Origin of the sequence: Brevibacterium sp. BRM-1 (assembly GCF_026802075.1) — a bacterium.
Taxonomy (GTDB): Bacteria; Actinomycetota; Actinomycetes; order Actinomycetales; family Brevibacteriaceae; genus Brevibacterium; species Brevibacterium rongguiense.
This window is the reverse complement of the sequence record NZ_CP113788.1, coordinates 306560-320902: the sequence shown is the minus strand read 5'-3', so window position 1 is coordinate 320902 and position 14343 is coordinate 306560. Positions and strand designations below refer to the sequence as shown.

Here is a 14343-nt window from a genome sequence, read left to right as displayed (position 1 = left end):
GGTGCACCGCGGCGAGCGCGAACCTCGTAGTAGTGTGTGGGCGCCGGGCGATCCGGCGCGCCTCCATAGCTCAATGGATAGAGCAACGGCCTTCTAATCCGTAGGTTCCCGGTTCGAGTCCGGGTGGGGGCACCAGGGACCCGGAGGCACGGAGGGGCGGGAGGCGCCATGGCACGCACCGCCCCGCCTCTTCACGGCACTCCCCCGGCCGCGCGCATCCTCATCGCCGGACCCTCCGGGACCGGGAAGACGACTCTCGCAAGGCGGGCCGCGAACCTCACTGGCATCCCGCACACGGAGATCGACGCCCTCTTCCACGGTCCCGGCTGGAGGCCGCTGCCGGACTTCGCTGCGAGGGTGGAGCGCCTGAGCGCCCAGAGTGCCTGGATCACCGAGTGGCAGTACCGCGAGCACGTGGGCGACCTGCTCGCCGGACGCGCTCAGCTGCTCGTCCACCTGGACTACGCGCCCCACGTGCACCTGACCCGACTCGTGCTGCGCACGCTGCGCCGCCGCCTGCGCGATGAGCCCCTGTGGGCGGACAATCGCGAACCGCCGCTGCGCACCTTCTTCACCGACCCCGAGCACATCGTGCGCTGGGGCTGGGCCACTCGCGCGCGCATCCGCCGCGCGGTCCGCACTGCCGCCGAGGCGCACCCCGGGCTGCGCACCCTCGTCCTGTCCTCGCCCCGCCAGGCGGAGGCGTGGCTGCGCTCGCTTGCGGGCGAGGGCACACAGCACTGAGGACACGCGCGGGCCGCACAGCAAGCGGCTTGAGTGCTCGAGCCAGGGTGAATTCGATGATGCCCGGGGACCTGCCCGAGGTGCCTCTGTGTCTGCGCTGGCGTCGACCAGGGGCTTTAGTCCAGAACCCCTCCGGCCCGGTGGCAACGCTCGCGGAAGCGAGTGCGCGTTGCCGCCTCCACGGCGGGACAAGTAGCCTTGCAGCAGCCGCGCCGGAGTTCTCGCGCGCGGCCACACCGCCCCACTCGCACCGCGGAGTCCGCGGTGGAGACGTCCACAGGCAAGGAGCGCCCCCGGTGAATCCCCTTCTCCTCATCCCGGGCACCTCGCCACAGGACCGCGGCGCCGTGGTCGACGCCTTCGCCCAGGCCCGCGCTGCCGCGGCGGCCCCCGACCCCATCGGCGCCGCGCTCGCGGCCGCCGATGCCTGGGCGGGCGACCTCCCACTGCCCGGTTCGAGTGCGACCGCGCTGCGCTGGTCGGCGCTCGCCGCCATCGGCGCCGCGGACCTGACCGTGGCGCGCGCCGCCGAGCCCCACCTCGACGCGCGCGCCATCCTCGCCGAGGCGCTCACAGGCGGCGCCGGGTCCCCCAATCCTGCCTCGCCCTCACCCACCGGCATCGACGTCGATGCCGGCACCGCCGCCCGCTGGGCAGTCTACGCCGCCGAAGCCCCCGGTCTGCGGGTCGAGGCCGCACAGGGTGCAGACGGCGCCTGGAGCCTCACCGGCACCAAGCCCTGGTGCTCGCTGGCCGACCGTGCGAGCGCCGCGCTCATCACCGCCGCCTACCCGGACGGGCGCCGGGGCCTGTTCGCCGTCGACCTCGGGCAGCCCGGTGTCACTGTGGGCGACGCCTCCGCGTGGCAGCCCCACGGTCTGGCCGCGATCACCACCGCCGAGGTGCGCCTGGACTCCGCCCCCGCGCTGCCCGTGGGCGGCCCGGGCTGGTACCTCGAGCGGCCGGGCTTCGCCTGGGGCGGGGTGGGCGTGGCAGCGATCTGGTACGGCGGCGCCGTGGCCATCGCCGAGCGGGCCTTCCGCCACTTCTCCGGCCGGGAACCGGACCAGGTCGCAGCCCTCCATGCCGGCCGCCTCGACCTCGTCCTGCGGGCCGCCCGCGCAGCGCTCGGCGAGGCCGCCGCCGCAGCAGACACCCCCGCGGATGATGGCTCCGAGGCACGTGGCACGTGGGCCCTGCGCGCGCGCAGCGCGGTCGCCCAGGCCGCCGATGAGGTCATCGCGCTGGCCGACCACGCGATGGGCCCGGCCCCCCTCGCGCTCGACCGGGAGCACCTGACCCGCGTGTCCGACCTGCGGCTCTACGTCCGCCAGCACCACGCCGAGCGCGACGTCGCCGCCCTGGGCCGCGCGCTCATCGCGGCCCGCCGCGACCCCGCGGCAACGACAGGGTCCACCGGGGCCGACGCACCGCGCGCGGCTGCCGACGGGCAGCGCGCGGAAGCCGGCGGCCGATGAGCGCCTTCACGCACCTCGGCGCCGGCACCCCGGCTCAGGCGTGGGCCGAACGCGCGGCGGCCGAGGAGCCCGCCCGGCTCGACCTGCGGCCCTACGGCCGAGTCGTGGTCCTCGCGGCGCACCCGGATGACGAGACCTTGGGCGCGGCAGGACTCATCGCCACGGCGGTCGCCGCCGGCTGCGACGTCGAGGTCATCGTCGCCTCGCTCGGCGAGGCATCCCATCCGGACTCCCCCACGCACTCGCCGCGCGAACTGGCCCGCGTCCGGGAGGCGGAGCTGCACGCCGCCGCGGAATGCCTGGGCGTCGAGCCGGCCCACGTCTCGGTGCTCGGCATGCCCGACGGCGGGATCGCCGCGCGTGAGGAGGAGCTGGTGCACGCCGTCGTCGAACGACTGGGCGAGGCCGCCGGCACGCTGCTGGCGGCGCCGTACTCCCACGACGGGCACCCCGACCACGAGGCCGTGGGCCGCGCGGGCCGGGTCGCCGCCCTGCGCTGCGACGCCGAACTCGTCGAGTACCCCATCTGGCTCTACCACGCGCAGGCCCCGGACGCCCTGCACTGGGCAGACGTCCGCGCGCTCCCGCTGGGTGCGCAGGCTCGGGCGGCCAAGCGCGCCGCGCTCGCCGCGCACGCCTCCCAGGTGGCACCCCTGTCGGATGCGCCGGGTGACGAGGCGATCCTGCAGCCGGGCATGCTCGCGCACTTCGACCGGGACACCGAGTGGTTCGTGGCCGTCCCGCGCGGCGAGCTGCGCGACGATGCGCTCGACGCCCTCCACCGCCGCCGGCCCGAACCGTGGGGCGCCCACGAGCGCTGGTACGAGGAGCGCAAGCGCGCCATCACCGTGGCGATGCTGCCCCAGCGCCGCTATGAGCGCGCCCTCGAGGTGGGCTCGTCGACGGGCTGGCTCGCAGCGGCGCTCGCCGAGCGCGCCGCCGCTGTGCTGGCCCTCGACGCCTCGCCTGCCGCCATCGCCGCCGCCCGAGCCCACGTGCCGGACACGGTGGAGCTCGAGCGCGCCCGGGTTCCCGAGGAGTGGCCCGCCGGGACCTTCGACCTCGTCGTCGTGTCCGAGACCGCCTACTTCCTCAGCCCCGCGCAGAACGCCCGCCTGCTCGAGCGCATCCGCGGCAGCCTCGCGCCGGCGGCGACGGTCGTCTACTGCCACTGGCAGCACCCGATCGCCGGCTGGCCGCTGTCGCCGGCCGCCATCCACCACCGCTTCGCGGCCGCCGGGCTGCTGGACGAGTTCGCCCGCTACCGCGACCGGGACGTGGAGATCCTCGTGCGCGCCTCGCCCGCCCACCGGCCCGATCCGGAGCGCTGAGCGTGGGCGCCATCTGCGCGGTCGTGCCCGCGTGCAACGAAGAGGACCACATCGGGGCGTGCCTTGCCGCCCTCGACACAGCGCGGCGGGTCCTCGCGGTGGAAGCCCCAGGCTGGTCCTCGCACGTCGTCGTCGTCCTCGATGCGTGCACCGATGCCACCGAGGAGATCGTCCGGCAGCACCCGGGGGTGCAGGCCATCCGGGTGCAGGAGCGCTGTGCGGGGGCCGCCCGAGCCGCCGGAGCCGCGGCTGCGCTGGACGGGCCGGCGGCAGCCCCGCGGCCGGGGCCGGTCCCGCAGCAGGCGGCAGTCCCACAGCAGCGGCAAACGCCACCGCAGGCGAAAGCCGCGGCAGCCCCGGCGCCGGAACTGTGGCTGGCCTGCACCGATGCAGACAGCACGGTGCCCGCAACGTGGCTGGTCGATCACGTGCGCGCCGCCCAGGCCGGGTGGGACGCCCGCGTCGGCACGGTCGAACCGCTCCTGGGCGAGGACTTCACCGCGGCGGACGCGCAGCGCTGGGCCTCCCAGCACACGCTGGGGCCCGGGCATCCCCACGTCTTCGGCGCCAATCTGGGCATCTCCGCCCACGCGTACCGCGCGGTGGGCGGCTTCGCGCCGCTGCACGTGGGCGAGGACGTCGACATCGTCGAGCGGATCCGCGCCCGCGGGCTGCCCGTGCAGGCGACGGCCGAGGCGCCGGTCACCACCTCCGCCCGGCCCCGCAGCCGTGTGGCCGGCGGCTTCGCCAGCTACCTCGCGCGCCTGAGCGTCCAGTAGGCCGCGCCCGGCAGGCCGCGCTCAGCCGCGGCCTGCGGAGTCTTCGCCCGCCAGTTCGGCGCGCACGGCGCCCACGAGGCGCGCCACGCCCTCGTCTAGGTGCTCCTCGGTCTCGAAGGAGAACGCGGCGCGGACCGAGCTGCTGGTGGCGCCGTCGATGCGGAACATGGTGCCCGGGAGGAACACGAGCTTGCGCTCGAGCGCCCGGTCGAGCACGCGCTGGGCGTCCGCGCCCCCGGGCAGATCGAGCCAGCAGAAGAAGCCGCCCTCGGGGCGCACGTAGTGCAGGCCCACATCGTCGTGGGTGCGCAGGGCCGCAGCGAATGCCTCGAATTGGCGGCTGTAGCGGCGCGCGGATTCGCGAATCGCCTCGCGCCAGCCGCCGCGCTCAACGAACCGGGCCGCGAGCTCCTGGGCCAGCACGTTGGGCGAGATGACGCTGCTGTTCGCGGCGTTCTGCACGAGAGCGCGATACGCATCGGGGCAGACGGCCCAACCGACCCGCAGGCCGGGCGCCAGGATCTTGGAGAACGAGCCCAGGTGGAAGACGGCCTGCGGGTCATACGACCACAGCGAGGGGCGCCTGCGGCCGTCGAACGCGAGCTGGGAGTAGGCCGCATCCTCGACGATGAGCGCACCCGCGGCGCGGCAGGCCTCGACCACCCGCGGCCGGCGGTCCTCCGCCAGCGTCGTGCCGCGCGGATTGTTGAAGTCCGGGATCGTGTAGAGCATGCGCGGCGCGCGCCCCTCCCGGCCGGCCCGCGCGAGGGCCGCGTCGAGCGCCTCGGGCACCAGCCCCTCCGCGTCGGTGGCGACCGGGATGACGTGCGCCCCGGCCGCCCGCAGCAGGTTGAGCATCGCCGGGTAGGTGTCCTCGTCGACGAAGACGGCATCGCCGGGGCTCACGAGCAGGCGGGTGATGACATCGAGGGCGTTCTGCGCGCCGGAGAACACCTGGACGGCATCCGCGGCGAGGTCCGCGCGCTGGTCGGCCATGAGCTCGACGATCGCCTCGCGCGTGGAGGGCTGGCCCGCGCCGGAGCCGTACTGGAGCATGGGATCACCCGGCTGGCGCAGCAGCCGCGCGGCCTCCTCGGCCATCCAGCCGGTGTCCGTGAACGCGGGGTTGGGATCGCCGCTGGCGAACGAGATGTAGCCGCCCTCCAGGGCGATCTCGAAGATGCGGCTCAACGGCTTCGGCTCGAAGGCCCGGGCATAGCGTGTGGGTTCGTCTGCGCTCGTCATCGTGGTGTCCATCGTAGTGGGGCGGCCTGTGCGGGCGTTTCGGACCCCGGACGAGTTCGGGCGCGCCCCGGTGCCGGCGCATAGGCTGAGCACCGCGGTGCAGGCCCTGCACGACACAGGGCCTGCCCCGGCCGCGCGCCGCCCCCACAACCGCCGCGCCAGCACCCGTACCCCGCAAGGAGCCACGATGTTCACCGGCCTCAACGCCTTCCCCCTCACGCCGCTCGCCGAGGACGGCATCGACGAGGCCGCCTTTACCGGCCTCATCGAGCGGCTGGCCGCCGCCGGGGTCGACGCGATCACGGCGCTGGGCTCCACCGGGTCCTATGCCTACCTCACGCGGACCGAGCGGGCGCGCACGGCACACCTCGCCGTCGCCGCCGCCGGCGAGGTGCCCGTCATGGTGGGCATCGGGGCGCTGCGCACGCGCCATGTGCTCGAGGCCGCCGAGGACGCCCAGCGCGCCGGCGCCGCCGGGGTGCTGCTGGCGCCCGTCTCCTATCAGGCGCTCACCCACGATGACGTCTACGGTCTCTACGCTGATGTCACCGCCGAGCTCTCCGTGCCCCTTGCCGTCTACGACAATCCCGGGACCACGCACTTCGCCTTCGACGATGAGCTCTACGCGGCCATCGCGAAGCTGCCCGGGGTGGCGTCGATCAAGATCCCCGGCGTGCCCGCGGACCCCGGTGAGGCCCGGGCGCGGATCGACCGCCTGCGCGCGCTGCTGCCCGACCGCGTGACCCTGGGCGTCTCCGGCGATGCGTGCGGCGCCGCGGGCCTGGCCGCCGGCTGCGACGCCTGGTACTCCGTCATCGCCGGCACCCTGCCCCAGGCGGCCCTCGCGATCGCCCGCCCGGCCCTGGCCGGGGACCGCGCGGCCGCGCACGCCGCATCCGAGCGCCTCGCGCCCCTGTGGGAGATGTTCGCGGCCCACGGCAGCCTGCGCCCCACCGCCGCAATCGCCGAACAGCTGGGGCTCGTGGCCCGGCCGTGCCTGCCGCTGCCCATCCGCGGCCTGGGCGAGGGCGAGCGTGCCCGGCTGGCGGGGATCGTCGCCGACCTCGGGCTGGACGGCTGAGGCGCCCGTGAGCGCACCCCGGAATCCGCCCGGCCCGCCGCCCGAGTCCGAGGCCGCGGCGTCCGCAGCCCGGCCGCGCGTGCGCGGCGCGCTGGCCCTCGTGGGGCTCCTGCTCATCGCGTCGAACCTGCGGGCGGGCATCACGAGCGTGGGCCCCGTCGTCGGCCTCATCCGCGCCGATCAGCACCTGAGCGCGGTGGCCGCCTCGGTCATCGTGAGCACGCCGCTCGTCGCATTCGCCCTCGTATCCCCCATCGCCCCCGCGGTCGCCGCGCGCTTGGGCCTCGAGCGCGCCCTGGGCCTGGCACTGGCCATCCTCGCCTGCGGCATCGTCCTGCGCTCCACCCCGCCGCAGCTCCTCCTGTGGGTGGGCACCGCGCTGCTGGGCGTCGCGATCGCGCTGCTCAACGTCTTGCTCTCCGCGCTCGTCAAGCGCGACTACCCCGACCGCATCGCGCCCATCACCGGCCTCTACGCCTCCGTCCAGTCCGCCATGGCGGCGCTGGCCTCCGGGCTGGCCGTGCCGCTGGCCGGCGAGCACCCCAGCGGCTGGCGGCTGGCCCTGGGCGTCTGGGCCGGCCTCGCACTCATCGCGCTTGCCGTCTTCGCCCCGCGCCTGCGCGCCAGGCCCCACCCGCCCACGGTGCTCGCCCACGCCGCAGCGGGCCCCGCCGAGGCGCGGGCCGACGCCGGCGCGCCCGTGCCGGCCAGCGCCTCGGCGGCGGGCTCCCACCGTGCCCGCACCCGCGCCCGGGCGATGTGGACGAGCCCGCTGGCCTGGCAGGTCACGCTGTTCATGGGCCTGCAGTCGCTGGCGTTCTACGTGCTCATCGCCTGGCTGTCCTCCATGGAGCAGTCCGCAGGGATCACCGCGGCGCGGGCCGGCTTCCACCTGCTGCTGTTCAACCTGTGCGCGCTCGTGGGCAACCTGCTGTGCTCCTCGCTCACCCACCGCACCTCCGACCAGCGCCTGATCGCCGCGGGCTGCTCGCTCGTGCTCATCGGCGCCTACGTGGGCCTCATCCTCGCGCCGCAGGCCGGCGTCGTCTGGGCCTGCGCGTCCGGGTTCGCCGGCGGGGCGACGATTGTGCTGGCGCTCTCGCTGTTCGGCCTGCGCACCCGTGACCACGCCGCGGCGGCCGCGCTGTCCGGCATGGCGCAGGCGGTGGGCTACGCGATCGCGGCGGTGGGGCCGATCCTCATCGGCGCGCTGCACGACGCGGCCGGCGGCTCGTGGACCCCGGGACTCCTCGTGCTCATCGGCGCCGGAGCGCTGCAGCTGCTGTTCGGGGTCCTCGCCTCCCGGCCCCGCATGGTCCAGTGAACGCCCGCCCGGGATGGGAGGCGCCGCGCGGGCCCGGAGTAGGCTGAGCCGCAGCCATTGGAGCCCCGAGCGAAGGAACGACGAGCATGTCCGAGCGCGCACCCCTGCCCCTGCCCCGCGGGATCCAGCACCTCGGCATCACCGTGCCGGACCTGGATGCGGCCACCCGGTTCCTGCAGGACGGACTGGGCGCCCGCATCGCCTATGACGGCCTCACCGCCGCAGACGAACCGCGCCAGGGCGCCGAGGTCGAGCGCCAACTGGGCCTCCCGCCGGGCGCCAGGATCGTGCGGCAGCGGATGTTCGCGGTCGGCGACGGGCCGGGTCTCGAGGTCTTCCAGATCGAGGGAGACCAGCGCGCGGCCAGCGGCCTCGCCGATCTGGGCCTCAACCACATGAGCCTCTACTGCGACGACATCGACGGGTGCCTGCAGCGGCTGCGCGCGGCGGGCGGTGAGCCCCTGAGCGAGGTGCACGGCAATAGCCGGCACGAGGACACCCCGGGCAACGGCAGCGTCTACGTGCGCGCTCCCTGGGGCATGCTCATCGAGCTCCAGACGATCCCGGGCGGCCACTACTACCCGCCGGACAGCGAGGCCGAGGTGTGGATGCCCTCCCCGCGCGACGCCTCGGATGCCCCCGCCCGGGCCGCGGACAGCGACGCGGCCGGCAAGCCGCGATGAGCGCCGAGGAGCGCTACCCCACCGCCGAGTCGACGGAGGACTTCGCCCGCAATCTCGCCCGGGTCCGCGCCCGCATGGACGCCGCCGCCGCTCGCGCCGGCCGCAAGGGGGACCGGGTGCGCCTGCTGCCGGTGAGCAAGACGGTCCCCGCGGAGCGGATCCGGCTCGCCGCGGCCGCCGGCTGCACCCGGCTGGGTGAGAACAAGGTCCAGGAGGCCGACCGCAAGCACAGCGAGCTGGCCGACCTGCCCCTGGAGTGGGCGATCATCGGCCACCTGCAGCGCAACAAGGCCCGCGAGGTCGCCGGCTTCGCGGCGGAGTTCCACGCGCTGGACTCGCTGCGCCTGGCCGAGGCCCTCCAGCGCCGCCTCGTCGCCGCCGAGCGCACGCTGGACGTCTACGTGCAGGTCAACACGTCCGGTGAGGCCTCGAAGTACGGCCTCGCCCCCGAGGAGCTGGCCGGCTTCCTCCGTGAGCTGCCGGCCTTCGACCGCCTCCGGGGCCGCGGGCTCATGACACTGGCGGTTCTGAGCGCGGATGCCGAGCGGGTGCGCGGCTGCTTCCGGCTCCTGCGCGAGCTGCGCGATCGCACCCGCCAGGAGGAACCGGATCTGCTCGGACCCGGCGAGCTGTCCATGGGGATGTCCGGGGACTTCGAGACGGCCATCGAGGAAGGCGCCGACGTGGTGCGCGTGGGCCAGGCGATCTTCGGAGCGCGGGCGACCTCGGACGCCCACTACTGGCCGGCGGAGGGCTGAGCGTGGCGGGGGTGCCGGCCGCGGGACTCGACTTCGTCGCGATCGACTTCGAGACAGCCAATCGCACGAGCGCCTCGGCGTGCCAGGTGGGCGTGGCCGTGGTGCGCGACGGTACCGTGGTGGCAGCCGACGGCTGGTTCATCGTCCCGCCCACCGGGCTCGATGCCTTCGATGCGTGGAACATCCGGATCCACGGGATCACCCCGGATGCGATTGTCCGCGGCGGCGGCCTGAGCTGGGCGGACTCCGTGGAGCGCCTCATGGGCATCGCCGGGGGCCTGTCGTTCGTGGCCCACAACGCGCCGTTCGACCGCGGGGTGATGGCCGCCGCGTGTGGCCTGACCGGCGTGCCGATGCCCGCCAACGACTGGCGCGACACCGTCCCGCTTGCGCGCCGGCACCTGCCCGGGCTGCCCAATCACAAGCTGCCCACCGTGAGCGAGCACCTGGGCGCCGCGCCCTTCGCCCACCATGATGCGGCCGCCGATGCGCTCGCCTGCGCGCAGATCGCCGTCGAGGTCGCCAGGCGGGCCGGCCTCCACACGGTGGCCGACCTCTGGCCGCAGCCGGCTCCGGGTGCGAGCCGGCCCGGTTGGGCGGGGAAGAACGCGAAGCCGCTGCCGCCGGACCCGGCGGCCGATCCCGCCCATCCCCTGCACGGGCGGCGCATCGTCCTCACGGGCGACGTGGCGGGGTTCACCCGCGCCGAGCTGTTCGCGGCCCTCGCCGCGCGCGGTGCCATCGTCCAGTCGAGCGTGACGAAGGCCACGGAGGTCTTGGTGATCGGCGGCGTGGGAAGCGTCGAGGCGGGCTATCCGTTAGAGGCCGGCACGGGCAAGGAGCGCAGGGCCGCCGCCTATCGTGCGGCCGGGCAGCCGATCGCGCTGCTGGGCGCCGACGACATCCGCCTGCTGCTGGGCGGCTAGCGGACCCGCCGCGCCCGGCGCTGGAGCACCAGCCACGCGAGCGGCCCGACGATCGGAAACGCGACGATGCCCGCGCCGGCATCCGCGATGCCGGCGCGGGCCGGCGCCTCAGTCCGCGTCCGCCTGGGCGATCGCGTTCTCGAGGCGTTCGAGCTTGCCGGTCAGCTCGCCGGTGTGCCCGGGCCGGATGTCGGCCTTGATGACGAGCGAGACGCGCGGGCCGAACGCGCCCACGGCCTCGGTGGCGCGCTTGATGACGTCGAAGACCTCATCCCACTCGCCCTCGAGGGTCGTGTGGGTGGTCGTTGTTCGAGCGCCGCTGCGAGAAACCCTAGCCAGGACGAACCGCTGCTCGATGCGGGCAACACGGTCGTCGCCGCGGAGCTGGACAAGGGCGTCGGTGCTTCCGCGGACTACCTTGCCGCCGCACTGCAGGCAGCCACCAACGTGACCCCAATGTCACGAGTGTGTCGCTGTGCGATCTGAACATCGCACAGCGACACACTCGACAGTTTGCCGGCCAGAATCGCGGGTCACCCCCGGCGATTGGGGGACACGTCCTAGCTCTGGGCCTCGCCGAGGCGCGCTTCGGGCGTGAGCTCGGCGTGGAGACCGCCGCCGGTCGCAGCCCGGGCAAGAGCGCGACCCAACGCAGGTGCCTGCTTGAACAAATTGTGACCGGCCACAAAAAGGACAGAGCCTGCCTCCCACACGGCCACGCCGTCCTCACTCCACGGGAGGTCGGTCACCCAGCAGTGAAGGAAGTCGCGCGGCTCTGGGTGGAGACCGGGCAGCGCCCGTGTCACGTATTCGCGTGCGCGTTCGTCCAGCGATCGAATCGCCGCCGGGTCGATGAAAGTTCCGTCGTCGCGGACGCCGACGGTGTCGCTGAGTCCGACCGAATAGTTGCTGTTGCCCGGTAGCGGCGTCGCGTAGACGCCGACTTCGCCGAAGACGCCGCTGCTGTCCTGCAGGCACGCGACTCGTGCCGGGGCGGCGGCTTTCACGTCGAAGGTCAGCCTGACGTGTGCGGCAAGGCGAACCGGCAGCGACAGGCCGACGCTGCGTGCCAGGCGGGCGGTTTCGCGGCCGGCGCACACGACCACCTTGGAGTAGACAGCCCGGTCGGTGACGCTGCGCACCTCGACCGTCCCGTCGGCGCGGGGATCGATGGAGATGACCTCACCGGTGGTGATTGCATCTGCGAGGGCACCCGTGAGTGCCGTGATCGCGGCTCGGGTACGGATCGCGCCGCCCGACTTATCGAGCACCGCTGGCCCCGAGTACCCGGCGAGCAGCGGCATCCGCTGGGCGACCTCGGCCGCGTCGATCTCGTGTGCTTCCACGCCGCCGACCTGGTCGAGCACCCGCAGCCGCGCCAGGGCGCTGTCTCCGATCGCCAGGACACCGTCTGATGAGACCAGCTCGACGTCGAAGTGTTCGGCCCACTCATCCCATATGCCGCGGCTTTCGCGCGCGAAAGCGACGAGGCGCGGGTCGTCGTGGGCATGCCGGAAGATCCGCGCCTCGCCTGCGGACTGACCCGTCCCCGGCAGACCAGCCTCGTACAAGCGCACCGGCACGCCCTGCTCCCGCAGCGCGTACGCCGTGGACAGACCGACGATCCCGCCCCCGATCACTGCTACCTCGGGTGAACGCGTCGTGGCAACGCCGTCGTCAGTTCCTGTCATCGCGGTTCCCCGATCTGTTGGTGATTAGCGATAGGCCGCAAGAGAAGGGGCCGCTGCCACGACGTCAGCGGGCTGTGTCAGCCCGAAGTCACCGCGCGCGGCGACCCCTCCTTCCTGGGCCAGTACTCCCGCTCTGTGGTGTCAGGCGGGGAGTTTGGAGCCCAGGACGTCGAGCTTCTCGATCGTCGGTTCGCTGAACAGTTTGCCGGTCTGCTCGCCGAGAGCGGCAGCGACTGCGCCGGACAGGTGCGCGTCGCGGCCGGCGTCATCGGGGAACACGTCGAAGATCCCGAATGAGGACGGGCCGAGACGGATCGCGAACCACGCGATGGTGGCCGGTTCCTCCTCGACGAGCCCCCGCCCGATGCCGAGAAATTCCTGGACCTCGTCTTCCTTGCCGGGCAGGGCCTCCAGCCTGACAAGCAGTCCCGTCGTCACGCTCATGACGTCACCTCTCCCTGGGTCGAATTGCTCGCAAATTTCGCCACGATCGTGTCACAGAACGCAGGCAGGTCGTCGGGTGAGCGGCTGGTGATCAGGTTCCCGTCGACCACGACGTCCTGGTCGACGACGTCCGCACCGGCGTTGCGCAGGTCCGTGCGGATGCTCGGGAAGGACGTCAAGGTGCGACCTCCGACCACGCCAGCCTCGATCAATGTCCAGGGCCCGTGACAGATCGCCGCCACGAGCTTGCCACTCTCGACGAAGTCGCGGACGAAGGAAACGGCGTCCTTGTCGACCCGGAGCTGGTCGGGGTTCACCGTGCCGCCGGGAAGCAGCAGGGCGCCGTAGTCGCCCACCGAGGCGTCGGCGACCAACCCGTCGACGGTGAACGTGCCCGCTTCATCCAGGTCGTTCTTACGGGCCTTGATCTCGCCGTCGTGGATCGAGAGGACCTCGGTCTGAGCGCCGGCCCGTTCCAGTGCTTCGCGGGGTTGCTCGAGCTCAACGCGTTCGACTCCGTCGGCGGCGAGGATCACGACTCTCTTGCCCTGAAAATCTGCTGCCATCTCAGTTTTCCTTCTTTCCGTTCGACATGCCGGGCTTGATGAGGACCTTGGTCCAACCCTTGGACCTGGCGTCGAAGTTCTTGTAGGCATCGGCGGCTTGGTCCAGCGAGATTTCGTGGGAGACGATCCAGGAAGGGGTCGCCTTGCCGGCCGCGATCAGGTCTCGCAACTGGCGGTTGTACCGCTTCACCGGGGCTTGACCGGTTCCCATCGTCTGCCCCTTGAACCAATGTGTGCCGAAGTCGATGGCTGCCTTGCCCTGCTTGGCCAATTCGCCCTTGGCACCCGGGTCCTGGGGGACGAACACGCCAACGGTGCCGATTCCTCCGGTGAAGCGGACCGAGTTGATGAGCATGTTCAGCGTGGCGGCGTTGTCCTCGTTGCCCTGGGGATCATGGGCCTGGTAGCCCACGCATTCGCAACCACGGTCAGCTCCGAGCCCCATCGTCTCGTCCAGCACCGCCTGCACGGGGTCGACCTTGGAGTCGTCGATGGCAATCGCACCGATCTGCTCGGCCAGCGCGAGCCGGTCAGGGTGGCGATCGACCACCATCACCTTTGCTGCGCCCTTGATCATCGCGGACAGGGCGGCCATCAATCCGACCGGACCCGCCCCAGCGATCACAACGCTGTCGCCGGGTATCACGCCGGCCATCTCGGTGGCGTGGTAGCCGGTGGGGAAGATGTCAGAGAGCATGACGTAATCGTTCTCCCTCTCCTCCGCATCCTCGCCCAGGCGCAGCGCGTTGTGGTCACCGAAAGGCACGCGGAGCAGCTCCGCTTGGCCACCGCCATAGGTACCCATGTCGGCGAACCCATAGGCCGCTCCGGCGAATGATGGTTCGGGCTGGGTGGTGAGACAGTAGTTGGTCAGGCCGCGTTCGCAGTTCTTACAGAATCCGCACGAGATGTTGAACGGGAGCACAACCCGGTCTCCGACCCTGACCTTCTCCACGCCGCTACCGACTTCGATGACCTCCCCCATGTTCTCGTGACCGAACGTCCGGCCTACTTCGAAGGAGGTCCGCCCCTCGTACATGTGGAGGTCCGAGCCGCAGATGTTCGTCGTCGTGACCCTGACCAGGACATCGGTGGGTCGCTCGATCTTCGCGTCCGGGACGTCCTTCGTGCTGACCTGACGGGGTCCCTCGTACACCACTGCTTTCATGTCTACTCCGATCCGATTGTGTTGATCGATGTATTTCTGGCAAGGCCTCTCCGATGCCGGCCCCATAGGCAGCAAACGCCCCCAGGAATCTCGTGTCAAGGGGCTCGCCTTGAGTTGATGTGTAG

At 72.7% G+C, this 14343-nt stretch carries 14 protein-coding genes, 1 tRNA gene and 1 pseudogene; 10 read left to right on the top strand and 6 right to left on the bottom strand.

All coding sequences use genetic code 11. The features are described from left to right. Nucleotides 1-59: 59 nt before the first annotated feature. The 5 genes from BRM1_RS01420 (at nucleotide 60) to BRM1_RS01400 (ending at nucleotide 4332) form a co-directional block, all read left to right on the top strand. Nucleotides 60-135 (top strand) — tRNA-Arg (locus tag BRM1_RS01420). A gap of 33 nt (nucleotides 136-168) precedes the next feature. Continuing rightward, entirely contained in the window at nucleotides 169-744 is a 576-nt protein-coding gene (locus tag BRM1_RS01415) for an AAA family ATPase (protein WP_160953011.1), read from the top strand. Between the two features lie 296 nt (nucleotides 745-1040). Beyond that, on the top strand, nucleotides 1041-2222 hold the full coding sequence (locus BRM1_RS01410; RefSeq protein ID WP_268527455.1) for an acyl-CoA dehydrogenase: 1182 nt from the start codon (nucleotides 1041-1043) through the stop codon (nucleotides 2220-2222). After that, the gene (locus BRM1_RS01405) at nucleotides 2219-3553 is read left to right on the top strand and encodes a PIG-L deacetylase family protein (RefSeq protein ID WP_268527453.1); all 1335 of its coding nucleotides are present in this window, start codon (nucleotides 2219-2221) and stop codon (nucleotides 3551-3553) included. The genes BRM1_RS01410 and BRM1_RS01405 overlap by 4 nt, the downstream gene beginning before the upstream one ends. A 2-nt stretch (nucleotides 3554-3555) precedes the next feature. After that, complete coding sequence (locus tag BRM1_RS01400) at nucleotides 3556-4332, top strand: glycosyltransferase (RefSeq protein ID WP_268527451.1); 777 nt, start codon at nucleotides 3556-3558, stop codon at nucleotides 4330-4332. Between the two features lie 21 nt (nucleotides 4333-4353). Here BRM1_RS01400 and BRM1_RS01395 read toward each other — a convergent pair whose 3' ends face one another. Continuing rightward, the gene (locus tag BRM1_RS01395) at nucleotides 4354-5577 is read right to left on the bottom strand and encodes an aminotransferase-like domain-containing protein (protein WP_268527447.1); all 1224 of its coding nucleotides are present in this window, start codon (nucleotides 5575-5577) and stop codon (nucleotides 4354-4356) included. A gap of 187 nt (nucleotides 5578-5764) precedes the next feature. On the opposite strand from BRM1_RS01395, the gene BRM1_RS01390 reads away from it, so the two are divergent. The 5 genes from BRM1_RS01390 (at nucleotide 5765) to BRM1_RS01370 (ending at nucleotide 10349) form a co-directional block, all read left to right on the top strand. Next, a complete protein-coding gene (locus BRM1_RS01390; RefSeq protein WP_160953006.1) occupies nucleotides 5765-6658 on the top strand; it encodes a dihydrodipicolinate synthase family protein in 894 nt (297 codons plus the stop codon). Nucleotides 6659-6665: 7 nt separating this feature from the next. After that, the gene (locus BRM1_RS01385; RefSeq protein WP_268527444.1) at nucleotides 6666-7982 is read left to right on the top strand and encodes a CynX/NimT family MFS transporter; all 1317 of its coding nucleotides are present in this window, start codon (nucleotides 6666-6668) and stop codon (nucleotides 7980-7982) included. An 86-nt stretch (nucleotides 7983-8068) separates the two neighbouring features. Next, nucleotides 8069-8665 (top strand): VOC family protein, encoded by a 597-nt coding sequence (locus BRM1_RS01380; protein ID WP_268527442.1) that lies wholly within the window; start codon nucleotides 8069-8071, stop codon nucleotides 8663-8665. Next, entirely contained in the window at nucleotides 8662-9423 is a 762-nt protein-coding gene (locus BRM1_RS01375; protein WP_268527439.1) for a YggS family pyridoxal phosphate-dependent enzyme, read from the top strand. Before BRM1_RS01380 ends, BRM1_RS01375 begins: the two co-directional genes overlap by 4 nt. 2 nt (nucleotides 9424-9425) lie before the next feature. Next, nucleotides 9426-10349 (top strand): exonuclease domain-containing protein, encoded by a 924-nt coding sequence (locus tag BRM1_RS01370; RefSeq protein WP_268527436.1) that lies wholly within the window; start codon nucleotides 9426-9428, stop codon nucleotides 10347-10349. A gap of 108 nt (nucleotides 10350-10457) precedes the next feature. Here the strand turns inward: BRM1_RS01370 and BRM1_RS01365 are convergent. The 5 genes and pseudogenes from BRM1_RS01365 to BRM1_RS01345 form a co-directional block, all read right to left on the bottom strand. Continuing rightward, nucleotides 10458-10643: pseudogene (locus tag BRM1_RS01365) on the bottom strand (thiamine-binding protein); the annotation flags it as partial. Nucleotides 10644-10909: 266 nt separating this feature from the next. Beyond that, on the bottom strand, nucleotides 10910-12040 hold the full coding sequence (locus BRM1_RS01360; RefSeq protein ID WP_268527433.1) for an NAD(P)/FAD-dependent oxidoreductase: 1131 nt from the start codon (nucleotides 12038-12040) through the stop codon (nucleotides 10910-10912). A gap of 141 nt (nucleotides 12041-12181) precedes the next feature. Continuing rightward, entirely contained in the window at nucleotides 12182-12484 is a 303-nt protein-coding gene (locus BRM1_RS01355; RefSeq protein ID WP_268527430.1) for a putative quinol monooxygenase, read from the bottom strand. Continuing rightward, complete coding sequence (locus BRM1_RS01350; RefSeq protein ID WP_268527426.1) at nucleotides 12481-13050, bottom strand: type 1 glutamine amidotransferase domain-containing protein; 570 nt, start codon at nucleotides 13048-13050, stop codon at nucleotides 12481-12483. Before BRM1_RS01350 ends, BRM1_RS01355 begins: the two co-directional genes overlap by 4 nt. A 1-nt stretch (nucleotide 13051) precedes the next feature. Beyond that, the gene (locus BRM1_RS01345; RefSeq protein WP_268527423.1) at nucleotides 13052-14218 is read right to left on the bottom strand and encodes a glutathione-independent formaldehyde dehydrogenase; all 1167 of its coding nucleotides are present in this window, start codon (nucleotides 14216-14218) and stop codon (nucleotides 13052-13054) included. Between the last annotated feature and the right edge of the window lie 125 nt (nucleotides 14219-14343).

Bases quoted from the DNA above. Each gene is read 5' to 3' on its own strand.
- BRM1_RS01405 (WP_268527453.1), top strand. From the start codon at position 2,219: ATGAGCGCCTTCACGCACCTCGGCGCCGGCACCCCGGCTCAGGCGTGG.
- BRM1_RS01345 (WP_268527423.1), bottom strand. From the start codon at position 14,218: ATGAAAGCAGTGGTGTACGAGGGACCCCGTCAGGTCAGCACGAAGGAC.
- BRM1_RS01395 (WP_268527447.1), bottom strand. From the start codon at position 5,577: ATGACGAGCGCAGACGAACCCACACGCTATGCCCGGGCCTTCGAGCCG.
- BRM1_RS01380 (WP_268527442.1), top strand. From the start codon at position 8,069: ATGTCCGAGCGCGCACCCCTGCCCCTGCCCCGCGGGATCCAGCACCTC.
- BRM1_RS01375 (WP_268527439.1), top strand. From the start codon at position 8,662: ATGAGCGCCGAGGAGCGCTACCCCACCGCCGAGTCGACGGAGGACTTC.
- BRM1_RS01360 (WP_268527433.1), bottom strand. From the start codon at position 12,040: ATGACAGGAACTGACGACGGCGTTGCCACGACGCGTTCACCCGAGGTA.
- BRM1_RS01415 (WP_160953011.1), top strand. From the start codon at position 169: ATGGCACGCACCGCCCCGCCTCTTCACGGCACTCCCCCGGCCGCGCGC.
- BRM1_RS01390 (WP_160953006.1), top strand. From the start codon at position 5,765: ATGTTCACCGGCCTCAACGCCTTCCCCCTCACGCCGCTCGCCGAGGAC.
- BRM1_RS01355 (WP_268527430.1), bottom strand. From the start codon at position 12,484: ATGAGCGTGACGACGGGACTGCTTGTCAGGCTGGAGGCCCTGCCCGGC.
- BRM1_RS01350 (WP_268527426.1), bottom strand. From the start codon at position 13,050: ATGGCAGCAGATTTTCAGGGCAAGAGAGTCGTGATCCTCGCCGCCGAC.